Below are 16,139 nucleotides of genomic sequence, written 5' to 3'. Positions count from 1 at the left end.
TTTCGCGGCAGGTCCTGGCAGACCCTCCAAATGCAAAAGGCCCCGGAATTCCGAGGCCTTTTCAAATCCTGCCCGGTTGGCCCGGGTAAAATTAGTTCTTGGCGTAAAATTCCACCACAAGATTTGGTTCCATCATGACCGGATACGGTACATCGCCCAACGCCGGGGTGCGCACGAATTTCGCCGTCATTTTTGAGTGATCCGCTTCGATGTAGTCGGGCACATCGCGTTCGGCCAATTGCGTCGCTTCCAAAAGAACAGCGATCTGTTTGGAACGATCGCGGACTTCGATGACGTCGCCTTCCTGAATACGGTAAGATGGGATGTTAACCTTCTTGCCATTCACTTTGACATGGCCATGATTCACGAACTGACGCGCCGCGAAAACAGTCGCTACGAATTTCGAACGGTACACAACCGCGTCAAGACGACGCTCCAGCAAACCAATCAGGTTTTCACCTGTGTCGCCTTTTACGCGCTCAGCTTCGGCGTAGATGCGGCGGAACTGTTTTTCAGTCAGATCGCCGTAGTATCCTTTAAGCTTCTGCTTGGCGCGCAGCTGGATACCGAAATCGGAAATCTTGCCTTTACGGCGCTGACCGTGCTGGCCGGGGCCATATTCGCGTCGGTTCACCGGGGACTTCGGACGGCCCCAGATGTTTTCGCCCATGCGGCGGTCGATTTTGTGCTTGGCAGACGTGCGTTTTGTCACGGCTGTTCTCCTTCTGTGTGTGCCCTGTTGGGCTGTGAAGGGCGTTGTCCTCTGGCTTGCACCTGACAGGCTGTCCCTTGCGGGAGCCACCAACACCAATGAAGCCGCGCTTATACGCAGCTATCTGACAGAGTCAACGTGTCTTTGCGCGCGCCATTTCAGCGACATCTGCGTGGCGCGGACAGGTGACCAAATGATCGTTTACCATCCCCACCGCCTGCATGAACGCATATACGATTGTCGGGCCACAAAATTTGAAGCCTTCCTTCTTGAGGTCCTTTGAAATCTGCGTGGAAAGCGGGGTATGGGCGGGGACATCGTCCAGCGTTTGCCAACTATTTTGGAGTGGAGTACCGCCCATGTAATTCCATAAGAACTGGTCAAACCCACCACGCGCCTCCAGTTTTTGCCAAGTTTTCGCATTGGAAATCGTCGCTTCGATTTTGCCGCGATGACGGATGATCCCAGCGTCCTGAAGCAAACGGTCCACATCATCCGGTCCCCACGTAGCCACAACATCGGGCTGAAACCCTGCGAAGGCTGATCTGAAATTTTCACGTTTTTTCAGAATGGTAAGCCAGCTCAACCCAGCTTGAAACCCATCGAGCACAAGCTTTTCCCAAAGCGCACGACTGTCGTATTCCGGCACGCCCCAATCCGTGTCGTGGTAGTGCAAGTAGAGCTCATCCGGTCCCGCCCAGCCGCATCGTTCCATCCTGTTTACCCCCCATGCAGATCAAGAATTCAGGCACTAAAGCACGAGTCAAATTAGAACAAAATGAGAATATTTAGAATTTTGTAGGGTTTTTTGCGTCAGTGTAACGAGACACTTGATTGCGGGGATTCGATGCAGGTTCAAACACAAACACAGTGGTCGGACATGATTCACGGCGCTTGCAATCCCGATGCTCGCGCGGGGCGAGGGCAGGATCAGAACATTATTGAAATGGTTCGCCAAGCCATTGCGCTTCAAGATGTCACACTGGCCTATCAACCGATCATGCAAGCGCGTGACCCCAAGAAAGTCGCCTTTTACGAAGGGTTGGTGCGCGTATTGGATGAGACCGGGAAGATTATTCCCGCGTATAAATTCATGGATTCAGTTGAAGCGACGGAACTGGGGCGACAACTGGACACCCTCGCCCTTGGCGAGGGGTTGCGAACCTTGCACGAAAATCCTGAATTGCGCCTCTCGATCAATATGTCGGTGCGCACGATCCACTGTCGACAATGGCACCGCACGCTGAACAGATGGCTTTCGCGCGACGGGTTGATCGCGGAACGGTTGATCATCGAAATCACCGAAAGCTCCGCGATGAAAGCGCCAGACGCTGTGGCGAGTTTCATGAAAAAACTTCAGGCCAAAGGTATCAGCTTTGCGCTGGATGACTTTGGCGCCGGGTTTACCGCGCTGCGCTATTTCAAGGATTTCTCCTTCGACATTCTAAAAATCGATGGCCATTTCATCCAGGGGATCGCCCATGATCCTGACAATCAGGCTCTCACTGCAGCACTGGTTTCCATCGCACAGCATTTTAACATGCTGACTGTAGCTGAGTTTGTAGATGACCAGGAAGACACTGAAACGCTCATCGGCCTGGGTTTAGATTGCCTGCAAGGGTATCATTTCGCCAAACCGACAACACGTCCCTATTGGATGCAGGCGAAGGCGACACGCAAAGCATCCTAGTCCTTCTCCCGGCAAAGCATGCCGGGAATGCTCCTTTGTCATACTTCCTTCGGTTGCCGCCCCGCAGCGAATGAGTTAAGGAAATGTTCATTATCGGTAGGGGTGCCGGGCTTCACCAACGCGGTCCGATTGACACGTCCCTTACCAGAAATGGCAAAGGACATATCTCTATGACAAATGTTGTAATCGCATCCGCAGCCCGTACCGCTGTGGGCAGTTTTGGCGGATCTTTCGCAACCATCCCCGCGCATGATCTTGGTGCTGCTGTGCTCAAAGAAGTTGTAGCACGGGCCGGCGTCGACGCCTCCGAGGTTTCCGAGACAATCCTTGGTCAGGTTCTGACTGCCGCTCAAGGGCAAAACCCGGCACGCCAAGCGCATGTCAACGCAGGGTTGCCGCTGGAAAGTGCCGCATGGTCGATCAATCAGGTCTGCGGATCGGGCCTGCGCTCGGTCGCACTTGCCGCACAACACATTCAGTTGGGCGATGCCACGATCGTGGCTGCCGGAGGTCAGGAAAACATGACGCTCTCACCCCATGCCGCCGCGCTGCGTGCGGGCCACAAAATGGGTGACATGAAATACATCGACACCATGATCCGGGACGGCCTGTGGGACGCGTTCAACGGCTACCATATGGGTCAAACTGCTGAAAACGTTGCGGAAAAATGGCAGATAAGCCGGGATCAGCAAGACGAATTCGCCGTTGCAAGCCAGAACAAAGCCGAAGCCGCGCAAAAAGCCGGCAAGTTTGCTGATGAAGTCATGGCCTTTACGGTCAAGGGCCGCAAGGGTGACACCGTCGTGGATCAGGATGAGTACATTCGTCACGGTGCAACGATGGAAGCCATGCAAAAACTGCGCCCCGCCTTCACCAAAGATGGCTCGGTCACGGCGGCCAATGCATCCGGATTGAACGACGGTGCCGCAGCAGCCTTGATGATGTCCGCAGATGAAGCGGAAAAGCGTGGCATTGAGCCGCTCGCACGTATCGCGAGCTATGCCACCGTTGGTCTTGACCCCTCGATCATGGGCGCAGGCCCGATTTACGCCAGCCGAAAAGCCCTCGAAAAAGCCGGTTGGAAAGCAGAAGATCTGGATCTTGTTGAGGCCAACGAAGCCTTTGCAGCACAGGCCTGTGCCGTGAACAAAGACATGGGTTGGAACCCGGATGTTGTGAACGTGAATGGCGGCGCCATCGCGATCGGTCACCCGATTGGCGCATCCGGCGCACGCATCCTGAACACGCTCTTGTTTGAAATGAAACGTCGCGACGCGAAAAAGGGTCTTGCGACTCTGTGCATCGGTGGCGGTATGGGCGTTGCGATGTGTCTTGAGCGCCCCTGAGACGCGCGGGCGGTGCTGAGACGCGCCGCTCCACGTGCAAGAAAACGTATTTTCGTGCGCAATAATCTTGCGCACGCAGCAATCAATGCGTAACAAGATTATCAGAAATTCAAAGGAGAACCCCCTATGTCCCGCGTCGCACTTGTCACCGGAGGCAGCCGAGGCATCGGCGCTTCGATTTCCAACGCGTTGAAAGACGCCGGTTATTCGGTCGCTGCCACCTATGCAGGCAATGACGAAGCTGCCGCCAAATTCACCGCAGATACTGGCATCAAGACCTACAAATGGAACGTGGCAGACTATAACGCTTGCAAAGAGGGCATCGCGGGCGTGGAAGCGGATCTTGGACCAATTGATGTGGTGGTGGCCAATGCGGGCATCACGCGGGACGCGCCATTTCACAAAATGACACCAGAGCAATGGCAGGAAGTCATCGACACCAACCTGACGGGCGTGTTCAACACAGTTCATCCGATCTGGCCCGGCATGCGCGAGCGTAAATTCGGTCGTGTGATCGTGATCAGTTCGATCAACGGCCAGAAAGGTCAGTTTGCACAGGTGAACTATGCAGCTACCAAAGCCGGCGATCTGGGGATTGTGAAATCACTGGCGCAGGAAGGGGCCCGCGCGGGCATCACGGCCAATGCGATCTGTCCCGGCTACATCGCAACAGAGATGGTGATGGCGGTCCCCGAAAAGGTGCGCGAATCCATCATCGGGCAGATCCCGGCAGGGCGCTTGGGCGAGCCAGAAGAAATCGCGCGATGCGTCGTCTTCCTCGCATCAGACGAGTCCGGATTCATCAATGGCTCGACGATTTCTGCCAATGGCGCGCAATTTTTCGTTTAACTGCACGGCGAAATCACAAGACAAAAAGGGCCGGTCATCACAACCGGCCCTTTTCGCATCCCGTAAGAGGGCTGCAGTCCGTCAGCGGGAAGAGGGGAACAACCAGTGCCATGCGTCTTTCATGGCTTGCGCACGCTCCTCGTGAGCACGTTGCATTGCGTTGCGTGTTGTGGTGTTTGTGGATGCTTCAAACATTGTGTCATTCCTTTCCAACTTCAGTACATTTGATCTGAACTCAATATGTCATTCGCAAACAGTTCTGACAAACGAGACTTTTAATCCATTCAGTTAAGATATACTTGTGTGAAATGATTGACCGCCTACCGCCTCTGACAGCCCTGCGCGCCTTTGAAGCGGCCGCGCGACATATGTCCTTTGCCAAGGCTGCCGAGGAACTGTCGGTCACACCTGCGGCGCTGAGCTTTCAAATCAAATCACTGGAAGAGCATTTAGGCGCTCCTCTGTTTGTCAGGCTGAACCGCGCGGTTGAACTGACCGAAGCCGGAACGGCATTGGCGCCCGGGGCAGCTGATGGTTTTCAAACCCTGTCCAACGCATGGCGCGCGGCGCAGCGGCTGCAAGATGAACAAACGCTGACTGTCACCGCCGGACCCGCGTTTACCGCAAAATGGCTGGCGCCCCGGCTTTATGAGTTTGCTCAGGCTCATCCCGAAATCGAATTGCGCTTCTCTGCCTCACTCAAAATAATGGACTTCGGCAGAGACGCGATCGACGTTGCCATCCGGTTCGGAAATGACGTCGAAAGCGGGTTGTACTCGCTGGCTCTGGCTCAAGAGTGGGTGACACCGGTCATGACCCCAGCTCTGGCAGAAAAATACCCTGATGCCGAGAGCCTGAGAAACGCCCCCCTGATCTTTGATGATTCGATCAGTTTCCTGCGGCCCCGCTGTGATTGGAAGGCCTGGTTTGCAGCCATGGGCATAGATTTCGATCCGCGCCACGGCCCCCGGTTCAGTCAGGCGGACCATGCCGTTGATGCCGCTTTGGCCGGGGTGGGTGTGGTGCTCGGACGCCGTGCGCTGGTGATCAAGGATGTGGCCGACGGGCGATTGATCATGCCTTATGGCACCGCAGTTTCAACGCGCGCACTGTTTCGTTTTTTATGCCCGGAAGGTACCGAGACTCGCCCGCAGGTCAAAGCTTTTCGCGACTGGATGTTGTATGAGATCAGCAAAACCACTCATATCACGGACAAAATGCGAGTCCTCGAATCCGGCGAGGATCAGGAATGACGAAACGTCGCGCGACACTGATAGGGTTCACGGCGGTGATCTTATGGTCGCTGTTGGCGCTGCTGACTGTTGGAACTGCGCCAACGCCACCGCTCTTGCTCAACACAGTGTGCTTTGCCATCGGGGGCTGTTGCGGCCTGATATGGACACATTTTTCAAGTGGATTGGGCGTATTGCGAAAGGTCCCTTTGCGCGTTTACCTTTTTGGATCGCTGGGCCTTTTTGGATACCATGCGCTGTATTTTTCGGCACTGCGGCTGGCCCCTGCCGCAGAGGCGGGGTTGATCGCGTATCTCTGGCCCCTGTTGATCGTTGTTTTCTCCGGGTTCCTCCCCGGGGAGCATGTCAAACGCGGACACCTATTCGGAGCCGCCATAGGATTTGCCGGTGCAGCCCTTCTCATCTCGGGCGGTGCTGATGGATTTCAGGCCAGCCATCTACCCGGATATATTCTGGCGCTGATCTGCGCGTTGACCTGGTCGAGTTATTCGGTCCTCTCCCGTCTCGTTGGCGAAGCTCCGACTCAGTCTGTAACGGTTTTCTGTCTTGTTGCTGCGGCGCTCTCGCTACCGCTGCACCTTATTTTTGAACAAACGATATTTCCGACCACTGCAACCAGCTGGGCATCCACTGTGTTACTGGGCCTCGGACCTGTGGGTCTTGCCTTTTTTGTGTGGGATATCGGCGTCAAACAGGGCGATATACAACTCTTGGGCGCTGCATCCTATGCGGCACCATTGTTTTCAACTCTGGTTCTTGTTGTTGCTGGCGTTGCGCCACTTTCCGCCACGCTGGGTATCGCGGCAATACTTGTGACTGGCGGGGCGGTGATCGCAGCCCGCGCCAGCTTATCCGTCTAGATTCTAGGCCGATAGTCGCGATATTTCTTCTTTCAGCCGTAGTTTTTGTTTCTTAAGGTCAGCGATTGCAAGGTCGTCGATGCCGGGGGCGCGTTGCGCCTCTTCTACGGCTTCGCTCAGGGACTGATGTTTTCTCTTCAGTTGTTCGACATGTGCAGTAACGCTCATTCATTCCTCCTGTTTGCATCGGTACGACGTCGAGTGGAGCACACCTTGCGCTTCGAGTCACGCCGCATCAGCAGCATGCACACAACTCTCGTTAAGATTGTATTAACGAGGCTGAAAAATCAAGCGCCTTGCCATCGCGCAGTACCTCTTTGACCGCCGTGACATAGCTGTCAGCGTCTTTGAGGTGGCGCTCCCCCTCATGCAGAATCAGGGGCGGATAAAGTCGAAAGGCCGCCCGCCCATTCTTGCGCGCCCGTATGATCGCCAATTCTGCCAAACGACCCGCGCGCGGGCTGATCGGCAGAATTTCAATGCTGCCCATATACTTGGGCAACTCTCTCAAAATCTGGGGAATGCGTTCGGCGCGGTGAATAAAATGGACCAGACCTTTTGGCTTGACCCGTTTCGCCGCAACCTTGATCCAAACGGCCAAAGGGGTGGTTTCTGCGAGGGCGGTTTCGCGGCCCAGATCCGGACCGGCATGGCCCGCTTCGCGATCAAAATAGGGTGGATTGGCAATCACATGATCAAATTGGCGTGCCCGCAAACCTGCCGGCAGATCGTTTAGATCGGCCAGAATCACCTCTAACCTGTCCGCGCCATTGCGCTCGGCGAGGCCTGCATAATCCGCTTGTATTTCCACACCTGTTAACGCCAGCCCGGGAACCCGGGCGCCAAGACATAACGCCGCAGCGCCTACCCCGCATCCAAGGTCCAAAACACTTTGCCCTGCAACAGCGGGCACGCTGGCCGCCAACAGAACCGGGTCGACGCCCGCCCGATACCCTTTGCGGGGTTGAAGAAGCTGCACCATTCCGCCCAGAAAAGCGTCCTGCGTCAGGTCGTTAGTCATTTTCCCAAGGGAATGTCGTTATCTCGCATGACGCGCGAGGCAGCGATGTGATCATCCGGTCGCACCATCAATCTGCGCGGGAAAATTCCGATGCCGCCTTCGAGCACGCTCATGTTTACGTCCAATTCAAAGCAGTCTATATCCTCGCCTTGAAGAAGGGCCGTGGCAAAGGCAATGATCGTCGGGTCGGTGCTGCGCAAAAGTTCCTTCATATCAGGGATGTAAGGGCAAGCTGGCCATGTTGTCGAGCCTGCAAACGGGAAGTTGATGACGATGACCGAAAAATCACAAAAACCCCACGACCGAATGGCCCGCTTTTTAGCCCAGGATATGTCGGCGGTGAATGATCTGATCCGCTCCCGCATGGCGTCCGAACATGCCCCCCGCATCCCCGAAGTGACCGCACATCTGGTTGAGGCCGGAGGAAAACGCCTGCGCCCGATGCTGACCCTCGCGGCGGCGCATTTGTGTGGGTATGAGGGTCCTTACCACATCAATTTGGCGGCGACGGTGGAGTTCATTCACACGGCGACGCTGCTGCATGACGATGTGGTGGATGAGAGCGGGCAGAGGCGGGGACGACCGACAGCGAACCTGCTCTGGGACAATAAATCCTCGGTTCTGGTGGGTGATTATCTTTTTGCCCGCAGTTTCCAATTGATGACGGAAACCGGGAGCTTGCGGGTTTTGGATATTCTGGCAAATGCCTCTGCGACAATTGCGGAGGGCGAGGTGTTACAGCTCACCGCGAGCCAGGATCTGGCAACCACGGAAGACGTTTATCTCAAAGTAGTGCGGGGCAAAACGGCGGCGCTGTTTTCGGCCGCCCTGCAAGTGGGCGGCGTGATTGCAGACGCACCCGAAGAACAGGTTCGCGCGCTCTTCGCGTATGGGGATGCCTTGGGTGTCGCATTTCAGATCGTTGATGATCTGCTTGATTTTCAAGGAGATATCGGCGCGATTGGTAAGAACATTGGTGATGATTTTCGCGAACGAAAACTGACCATGCCGCTGATCAAAGCCGTGGCGGCTTCCGATACGCAGGAGCGCGCTTTTTGGGAACGCACCATCGAAAAAGGCAAACAGACTGACGCAGATCTGGAAACAGCCGTCGCGCTGTTGCACAAATACGGTGCCTTGAAAGATACCGCAGCAGTGGCGCGCGAATGGGCCATGGTGGCAAAATCAGCCCTGACGTCCCTGCCCGATCACGAGGTCAAAGACATGCTGAACGATCTGGCCGACTACGTGGTTGAACGTATCAACTGAGGTCGCGCCTGCGCGCTTTGATCACCGAGCTGCGTGGGCTTTATCCACCAATTGGGATGTGACATATCAAGCTGAGCCGCGGCGGCTTGTGCAGAACTGTGGTCCGAGAATAGTCCAAAACATGTGGCACCTGATCCTGACATGCGCGCCAAAAGACATCCCTGACACGCAGCAAGCGCTGCTTTGACCTGTGCAATTGCGGGCTCTAATGACATCGCCGCAAGCTCAAGATCATTGCGCTGACCCGTTAGCCACGACGCCATGTCGCGAGCATCTGAAAATGTTGGAATAACGTCGGGCATCGCGGGGTGGTCCCGACAATGCAGCGCTTTGAAAACAGATGGGGTGGAGACGCCACGCCGGGGATTAACCAACACCGCATGCAGCGGCGGTACATTGCTCACGGGTGTGATGTTTTCGCCAATTCCCCTGATCCGCGCCGGGGAGCAGTCTATACACATTGGAATATCCGCCCCCAGAGCCAGCAGCGCCTCCAATTTTGAGTCGTCCCGCAGATCAGCTTTGGGCGTACCCTTCTGATGGGCGCAAAGCGCCGCGAGACCCCGATAGGCTGCTGCTGCGTCCGCCGATCCCCCACCTACCCCTGAAGCGACGGGCAAGTTTTTCATCAGGCGAAATTCCGCACTCGACAGATCACCGAACAATCTTGCTGCGCGCAGCACCAGATTGTCCGCTCCTTCTGGAACCGCGTCGCCTTCAGGACCGTCGACATGCATAGCACACGCGCCCGATGGACCGATGGTCAGCTGATCCCCGACGTCCGCAAAAACCACCAGACTGTCCAGAAGATGATACCCGTCAGGACGTTGCCTGGTAACATGCAGGGTCAAGTTGATTTTTGCAGGCGCAAACACCTGCGCTTGCAGCGCCATGTCAGTCACAATACGGCGTCAATCCTTGGCAACGTCCTCTGGACCGGCACTTTCTTCTTCGAGCACCACATCCAATCCGACCTCAAGTTTGCGACGGATGCGATCGGGTTTGGCCTCGCCCAGGGGATCGTCTTCATCCACAAACGACAACGCACGCGCCCATTGGAACTCCGCTTCTCGCTTGCGACCCACAGCCCAGTAGACATCGCCCAGATGATCATTCACCACCGGGTCCACCGCCATCAATTCCACCGCGCGCTCCATATGGGGCACCGCTTCTTCAAAGCGTCCCAACCGGTAGAGCGCCCAGCCCAGCGAATCGATAATATAGCCGCTGTCGGGGCTCAGCCCGATCGCGCGCTCGATCATTTCCAGAGCCTCGTCCAGGTTTTCGCGTTTCTCAACCAGCGAATAGCCGAGGTAGTTCAAGACCTGTGGTTGATTTGGATTGATCTCGAGGGCCGCACGGAAATCAGCTTCCGCCTCCTCCCAATTGCCCTGACGTTCCTGCGAGATCGCGCGAGCATAAAGCAGGAACCAACTCGGACCGCCCTTATCCACCACAAGCGCTGCGGCCTTGTCATAAGCCGCGACGGCTTCGGCAAAACGATCTTCGCGGCGCAGCGCATCCCCCAGCGAGGAATGAACCGTCGCCAGCGCACCGTGACTGCGTGCCAATTGCTCGAGCACCTCAATCGCCGCTTCAGGTCTGTCCGAGCGACGCAATGCCGCCGCACGCCCCAACTCCGCGGCGTGATAAGACGGGTCGTCAGCCGGGACGCGTTTGTAGATGTTGATTGCCTGATCGTATTGTTCAAGCGTTTCAAAGAGTTCCGCGGTCAAAAGCAGGGCGTCCACATGATCCGGACGCAGGTTCAATGCAACCTGAGCATAGAGGATCGTATATTCTGGCCCGGCTTCAGAGCGCAGCGCTGCCGCCACCGAAAAGAACACTTCAGCAAAGCCGTCTTGGACAGAGTTCACATGCTGGAACGGCAGTTGCTCACCGCTTTGCAGCGTTTCCACGATTTGCTCGATTTCAGGGTCGGTTGCGCCCGAAAACATTTGTTGCAAGAGCGCCAAGGCTTTCTCGTTCTCGCCAAGCTGAGACAGGATTTCGGTCCGGGCCAGAACGCCCCTGCGAGTCTGAATGATGGTGCCTGTTGTATCTGAGTTAAAAATATCCTCAGCGCCCTCATAGTCACCGACCGATGCCAGAGCCATTGCCTTGTGATAAGCTGCGAAACCCTGAAGCCCCGGTTCAGATGCAACCGTGTCAAAAACCACAAGGGCGTCGGAGACTTTCCCCTCACCCATCAAGGCCCATGCCTGCAACAAACCATCAACAAGGGGCCCAATGCCCTCACCTTCCTCCGGTTTGACCTGCAGCGCCGCGTAGTCCTCTTGCATGACCCGATGCGCCGTCAGAACCAGCCCGGCGACCTGACTGGGTTGACCCAAAGCCACCAGCGACTGCGCCGCAGGCAATGCCCGATCGACACGCCCCAAGGCCAGTTGCGAGACAACAACACTTTCCATCAGAGCGACATTTGTCGGATCGCGGGTCAGCGCCTGGGTGAAATAGGATGCCGCCTGATCAAAGTCGCTTTGCATCGCAGCCGAGCGCGCCGCGAGATAGGAGCCCGAATTCGATTGTGCCGCCAAGGGCGCAGCACAGGCCACGCACAGCGCGATTGCAACCGCGGATGTCATCATTCTACGCAACACGAGACCTAGCCTTTTCGGTTACAACCCTTTGTATAAAGGTAGCATGCTGAGCCTTAAGCGCAATGGCCGGCGGCCCGTATATCGCGACGTCGCCCGATGTTTTACTGCTGGTACAGATCATCGCCGGCACACGTCTGCGTGATCCAGTTACATGTTTGGATAATTTGGCCCATCGCCGCCTTGCGGAGTCGTCCAGACGATATTTTGCGCCGGATCCTTGATGTCACACGTCTTGCAATGCACGCAGTTCTGGAAATTGATCACAAACCGCGTGTCCTTGCCCTCTTCCTCGACAAACTCATAGACGCCCGCCGGGCAATAACGCGCCGAAGGGCCGGCAAATTTTGGCAGATTACTGTTCACGGGCACGTCCGCATCCTTGAGCGTCAAATGCGCAGGTTGGCTTTCTTCGTGATTGGTAAAGGAAAATGCGACATTGGTCAGCCGGTCAAAGGACAGCTTGCCGTCTGGCTTGGGATATTCAATCGTTTGATGTTTGGACGCTTCCTCTGTGGCGTCGGCGTCTGACTTGCCATGCCCCAATGTTCCCAGAACCGAAAACCCAAGTGTATTTGTCCACATATCAACCCCACCCAAGATCAGGCTCGCGGTCAGGCCGTATTTGGACCATAGCGGTTTGACATTGCGCACCTTGCGCAGATCGCTGCCGATCTGGCCGGTGCGCACTTCGGCCTCATAGGCGCTCAACTCGTCGCCACTGCGCTCTTGTGCGATGGCATCCATCGCCGCCTCTGCCGCGGCTTTACCTGAGAGCATGGCATTATGATTGCCCTTGATGCGCGGCACGTTGACCATACCCACAGAGCACCCCAAGAGCGCCACACCCGGCGCCACCATCTTGGGCATCGACTGGAATCCACCTTCCGAGATCGCGCGCGCGCCATAAGCGATGCGTTTACCGCCCTCCAGAAGATTCGCCACGATGGGGTGATGCTTGAACCGCTGGAATTCCATGTAGGGAAACAGATGCGGGTTCTTGTAGTTCAAGTGCACCACAAAGCCCAAGTAAACCTGATTATTCTCAAGGTGGTAGATAAATGAACCGCCGCCTGCGTTGCTGTTCAGAGGCCAGCCCATTGTGTGGGTTACAGAACCCTCTTTGTGCTTGGCGGGATCAATTTCCCAGATCTCTTTCATACCGAGACCGTATTTTTGCGGCTCGTGCCCTGCGGTAAGGTCGTATTTGTCGATCACCTGTTTGGACAGGCTGCCACGTACACCTTCAGAGAGGAAAACATATTTGCCGTGCAACTCCATGCCCGGCTCATACCCATCGCCCTGTGATCCATCGGGGTTCTTGCCAAACTCACCGGCGACAACACCTTTAACCTCACCGTTTTCGCCATAAACGAGTTCCGAACAGGCCATCCCCGGGAAAATCTCGACGCCCAATTCTTCGGCCTGCTCCGCCATCCAGCGGCAGACATTACCCATGGAAACGATGTAATTGCCGTGGTTGTTCATCAGCGGCGGCATCGGCGCGTTGGGGATACGCAACTGACCCGCCTCACCAAGCATGTAGAATTTATCTTCGGTCACCGGCACATTCAGCGGTGCGCCCTTTTCCTTCCAGTCCGGGATCAGCGCATCCAGACCCACTGGGTCGAGCACAGCGCCCGACAGGATATGCGCACCCACCTCGGAGCCTTTCTCCAACACCACCACTTCACAATCGGCGTTCAATTGCTTGAGCCTGATCGCTGCCGAGAGCCCGGCCGGGCCGGCGCCAACGATGACAACATCGTATTCCATGGTTTCGCGTTCGATCTCGGACATTTCCAGCTCCCCTAACATTCTTCGCAGCACTGGCTTTGCTGCGCAACAATCGTTCGCGATTGGCTAAACCACGCGATAGCGCAATGCAATCGCAACGGCACGTCAAATGTGAGTGAAAGCGACGCATGGCCGCCGCACCGCCCTGTTTCACGTCACATTTCGGGGTGATCGCCCATCAGATAACGCGGTCCCTGACCTTTTTCACCGGCACGATCGGTCGGATTATAAAGCGCACAATTGGGCAGGCTGAGGCACCCACAACCGATGCAGCCGTCCAGATTATCCCGCATCCGGGTCAGCGTTTCGATCTTTTGGTCCAGACTGGCGCGAAACCCTGCACTGATTTTCGCCCAATCCGCTTTGGTCGGCGTACGTCCGCCGGGTAGCCTGTCCAGTTCCGCGCGGATCTGCGGCAGGGTAAACCCAAACTGCTGCGCGATCATCACAAAGCTCAGACGGCGCAGATCCGAGCGCTCAAAACGGCGCTGCCCCCCGCCATTTCGCCAGGGCTTGATCAAACCCTGCGCCTCATAATAGCGAATGGCGGAAACGGCCAATCCGGTGCGAGCCGCCAGCGCGCCAATGGAAAGTCCGTCATTTAGCGGCATGAAAAATTTCCTTGACCTAAAGTTAAGTTTAGAAATTATGATAGACTGGAATTCAAATTATGGACAGGAGAAAATTAATGGCCGCGATGCTTGAGCATGCAAATGTCACCGTTTCAGACAACGACGCAACAGCCGCCTGGATGTGCGATCTGTTTGGCTGGCACATCCGCTGGAAGGGTCCTTCCATTGACGGCGGTCAATCCATCCATGTGGGCACGCAGACACAATATCTGGCGCTCTACACACCCGGCAAGGGCACCACACAGAAGCCCGACAGCTACAACACCCGCGGCGGGCTCAATCATATCGCAGTAACGGTACAGGACATCGACGCAGTGGAGCGGGCGATCAAAGACGCAGGCTTTGTCACGGGCAATCACGCAGATTACGAACCCGGGCGACGGTTTTACTTCCACGATCACGACAACATCGAGTATGAGGTCGTTCAATACGATTAGGCCGCAGGCATCTATGCTATACGGTTCTCCTTGCAATTTGCCTCACCTTTCGGTCTGATCATTGCCAACTCTCACCTGCGGCCCACGGTTTTGTCCGGCGGGCCGCACCTTTTCGTGGACGAACCCGATGGACAAAATCCCCATGACCCGCAAGGGCCACGCCGATCTTGAAGCGGAACTGAAAAACCTGAAGTCCGTGGAACGGCCAGCCATCATTCAAGCCATCGCCGAAGCGCGCGAACATGGCGATCTGTCCGAAAACGCGGAATACCATTCTGCGCGCGAAAAGCATTCCTTCATCGAGGGCCGCGTCAAGGAGTTGGAGGGCGTGCTTGGACTGGCCGAAGTGATAGATCCATCCAAAATGTCCGGCACTATCAAATTCGGTGCGCGGGTCACTTTGGTAGATGAAGACACTGACGAAGAAAAGACATGGCAAATCGTGGGCGAACATGAAGCGAGTGTTGAAAAAGGGCTGCTGAACATAAAATCGCCTATTGCGCGCGCCCTGATTGGCAAGGATGAAGGCGACAGCGTAGAAGTGCGCACTCCGGGCGGTGAGAAGTCTTATGAGGTGCTCAAAATCGTCTATGCCTGACAGGATCTTCGGACATGGCTGATGCAAGTGAACAATCTGAAAATGCTGAGGAACGGGCCCGCCCGACACCTCTTGGTATTTATGACCGGCCACAATCGGAGGGGATCACAAGCATAGAGATCGTCGCGCTGGCGCTGTCGGGCATCTGGTTGCTCGGCGCCATCGTTTTTTTCGTATTTGTGCCGAGCGCCGCGGACGATACGGGCGGCAGCGTGCAGTTTCTGATGGTGATGTTGGCGATTTTCATGCCGGTTGCAATGATCTGGGTGGCCGCCACCGCCGCACGGTCCAGCCGTGTCATGCGCGAAGAAAGTCAGCGCCTGCAAGCCGCCATTGATGCGATCCGCCAAGCCTACATCGCACAAAGCCAGGGCGGCGCAATGGGACATGAACCGGCAAGTGTTGCACGCAAGCTGGACGAAATCGCTGCCGCAACCCGCAAGACGGAGAATGTGTTGGCGACATTCACCTCCCGCAGAGATCCAGACCATCCGGTAGCGCCATTGGCCGCAAAAAAGCAAGCTGCGGAGGCAGAAGATCAACCGGTACTGGCTTTGGGAACACAGGCGGCAGACATGGCCCCCCCGCTGGCGAACGAGGATTTCATTCGCGCCTTGCATTTTCCTGAGACCGCAGAGGACGAGGCCGGATTTTCGGCGCTGCGCCGCGCCCTGAAAGACCGCAGCGCCGCACAGCTTATACAGGCCGCACAGGATATTCTGACGCTGCTCAGTCAGGATGGCATCTATATGGATGACTTGCGGCCAGACCGCGCGAAACCGGAAATCTGGCGGCAATTTGGACAGGGCGCGCGCGGGAGGGCCGTCGCAGGGCTTGGTGGCGTGCGCGATCGTTCGTCGCTTGCACTGGCATCCGGCCGGATGAAACAAGATCCGATTTTCCGAGATGCGGCGCATCATTTTCTGCGCCGGTTCGACAAGACGTTTTCCGAGTTCGAACAAAACGCAAGCGACGGCGAAATCTCAGCGCTTGCCGAGACCCGAACCGCCCGCGCCTTTATGCTTTTGGGCCGCGTTGCAGGAACATTCGACTAGGG

Annotated in this window: 18 protein-coding genes; 9 read left to right on the top strand and 9 right to left on the bottom strand. The window is 56.2% G+C overall.

What is annotated here, in order from left to right; all coding sequences use genetic code 11:
- Positions 1-91: 91 nt before the first annotated feature.
- Positions 92-712: a 30S ribosomal protein S4 gene (gene rpsD, locus R8G34_19240; protein MDW3224988.1), complete on the bottom strand. Its 621-nt coding sequence runs from the start codon at positions 710-712 to the stop codon at positions 92-94.
- A 133-nt stretch (positions 713-845) separates the two neighbouring features.
- Positions 846-1,427 (bottom strand): DNA-3-methyladenine glycosylase I, encoded by a 582-nt coding sequence (locus R8G34_19235; protein MDW3224987.1) that lies wholly within the window; start codon positions 1,425-1,427, stop codon positions 846-848.
- Between the two features lie 132 nt (positions 1,428-1,559).
- Here R8G34_19235 and R8G34_19230 point away from each other — a divergent pair, with 132 nt between their 5' ends.
- The 5 genes from R8G34_19230 (at position 1,560) to R8G34_19210 (ending at position 6,710) form a co-directional block, all read left to right on the top strand.
- Positions 1,560-2,402 carry an EAL domain-containing protein gene (locus R8G34_19230; protein ID MDW3224986.1) on the top strand — a complete coding sequence of 281 codons (843 nt, stop codon included), beginning with the start codon at positions 1,560-1,562 and terminating at the stop codon, positions 2,400-2,402.
- A 170-nt stretch (positions 2,403-2,572) separates the two neighbouring features.
- Positions 2,573-3,748: an acetyl-CoA C-acetyltransferase gene (locus R8G34_19225; protein MDW3224985.1), complete on the top strand. Its 1,176-nt coding sequence runs from the start codon at positions 2,573-2,575 to the stop codon at positions 3,746-3,748.
- A 126-nt stretch (positions 3,749-3,874) separates the two neighbouring features.
- Positions 3,875-4,597, top strand: a complete 723-nt coding sequence (phbB, locus tag R8G34_19220) for an acetoacetyl-CoA reductase (protein MDW3224984.1) — start codon at positions 3,875-3,877, stop codon at positions 4,595-4,597.
- A 308-nt stretch (positions 4,598-4,905) separates the two neighbouring features.
- The gene (locus tag R8G34_19215) at positions 4,906-5,850 is read left to right on the top strand and encodes a transcriptional regulator GcvA (protein MDW3224983.1); all 945 of its coding nucleotides are present in this window, start codon (positions 4,906-4,908) and stop codon (positions 5,848-5,850) included.
- Positions 5,847-6,710, top strand: coding sequence for an EamA family transporter (locus R8G34_19210; protein MDW3224982.1), 864 nt, complete (start codon positions 5,847-5,849; stop codon positions 6,708-6,710). The genes R8G34_19215 and R8G34_19210 overlap by 4 nt, the downstream gene beginning before the upstream one ends.
- A 3-nt stretch (positions 6,711-6,713) precedes the next feature.
- On the opposite strand, the gene R8G34_19205 is transcribed toward R8G34_19210, so the two are convergent.
- The 3 genes from R8G34_19205 to R8G34_19195 all read right to left on the bottom strand — a co-directional run bounded on the left by R8G34_19205 (position 6,714) and on the right by R8G34_19195 (position 7,943).
- The gene (locus R8G34_19205; GenBank protein MDW3224981.1) at positions 6,714-6,878 is read right to left on the bottom strand and encodes a DUF465 domain-containing protein; all 165 of its coding nucleotides are present in this window, start codon (positions 6,876-6,878) and stop codon (positions 6,714-6,716) included.
- Between the two features lie 91 nt (positions 6,879-6,969).
- Positions 6,970-7,731 carry a methyltransferase gene (locus R8G34_19200; GenBank protein MDW3224980.1) on the bottom strand — a complete coding sequence of 254 codons (762 nt, stop codon included), beginning with the start codon at positions 7,729-7,731 and terminating at the stop codon, positions 6,970-6,972.
- Entirely contained in the window at positions 7,728-7,943 is a 216-nt protein-coding gene (locus tag R8G34_19195; protein ID MDW3224979.1) for a DUF2007 domain-containing protein, read from the bottom strand. Before R8G34_19195 ends, R8G34_19200 begins: the two co-directional genes overlap by 4 nt.
- 55 nt (positions 7,944-7,998) lie before the next feature.
- Between R8G34_19195 and R8G34_19190 the strand changes: the two genes are divergently transcribed.
- Positions 7,999-9,000 (top strand): polyprenyl synthetase family protein, encoded by a 1,002-nt coding sequence (locus tag R8G34_19190; GenBank protein ID MDW3224978.1) that lies wholly within the window; start codon positions 7,999-8,001, stop codon positions 8,998-9,000.
- Here the strand turns inward: R8G34_19190 and R8G34_19185 are convergent.
- From R8G34_19185 to soxR, 4 genes are all read right to left on the bottom strand, one after another.
- Positions 8,976-9,893 (bottom strand): 4-(cytidine 5'-diphospho)-2-C-methyl-D-erythritol kinase, encoded by a 918-nt coding sequence (locus R8G34_19185; GenBank protein ID MDW3224977.1) that lies wholly within the window; start codon positions 9,891-9,893, stop codon positions 8,976-8,978. The two genes, R8G34_19190 and R8G34_19185, sit on opposite strands and share 25 nt — an antisense overlap.
- Before the next feature lie 18 nt (positions 9,894-9,911).
- Entirely contained in the window at positions 9,912-11,609 is a 1,698-nt protein-coding gene (locus tag R8G34_19180) for a tetratricopeptide repeat protein (GenBank protein MDW3224976.1), read from the bottom strand.
- A gap of 159 nt (positions 11,610-11,768) precedes the next feature.
- Positions 11,769-13,418, bottom strand: coding sequence for an electron transfer flavoprotein-ubiquinone oxidoreductase (locus tag R8G34_19175; GenBank protein ID MDW3224975.1), 1,650 nt, complete (start codon positions 13,416-13,418; stop codon positions 11,769-11,771).
- Between the two features lie 152 nt (positions 13,419-13,570).
- Positions 13,571-14,026 carry a redox-sensitive transcriptional activator SoxR gene (gene soxR / locus R8G34_19170; protein ID MDW3224974.1) on the bottom strand — a complete coding sequence of 152 codons (456 nt, stop codon included), beginning with the start codon at positions 14,024-14,026 and terminating at the stop codon, positions 13,571-13,573.
- A gap of 77 nt (positions 14,027-14,103) precedes the next feature.
- Between soxR and R8G34_19165 the strand changes: the two genes are divergently transcribed.
- The 3 genes from R8G34_19165 to R8G34_19155 all read left to right on the top strand — a co-directional run bounded on the left by R8G34_19165 (position 14,104) and on the right by R8G34_19155 (position 16,137).
- On the top strand, positions 14,104-14,484 hold the full coding sequence (locus R8G34_19165) for a VOC family protein (GenBank protein ID MDW3224973.1): 381 nt from the start codon (positions 14,104-14,106) through the stop codon (positions 14,482-14,484).
- Positions 14,485-14,611: 127 nt separating this feature from the next.
- Entirely contained in the window at positions 14,612-15,082 is a 471-nt protein-coding gene (greA, locus tag R8G34_19160) for a transcription elongation factor GreA (protein MDW3224972.1), read from the top strand.
- 14 nt (positions 15,083-15,096) lie between these two features.
- On the top strand, positions 15,097-16,137 hold the full coding sequence (locus R8G34_19155) for a hypothetical protein (GenBank protein ID MDW3224971.1): 1,041 nt from the start codon (positions 15,097-15,099) through the stop codon (positions 16,135-16,137).
- The last annotated feature ends 2 nt before the right edge of the window (positions 16,138-16,139 follow it).

It is taken from the genome of Paracoccaceae bacterium (assembly GCA_033344815.1).
Taxonomy (GTDB): domain Bacteria; phylum Pseudomonadota; class Alphaproteobacteria; order Rhodobacterales; family Rhodobacteraceae; genus Roseobacter.
The sequence above is the reverse complement of the archived record's forward strand: the minus strand, read 5'-3'. Positions and strand labels throughout refer to the sequence as shown.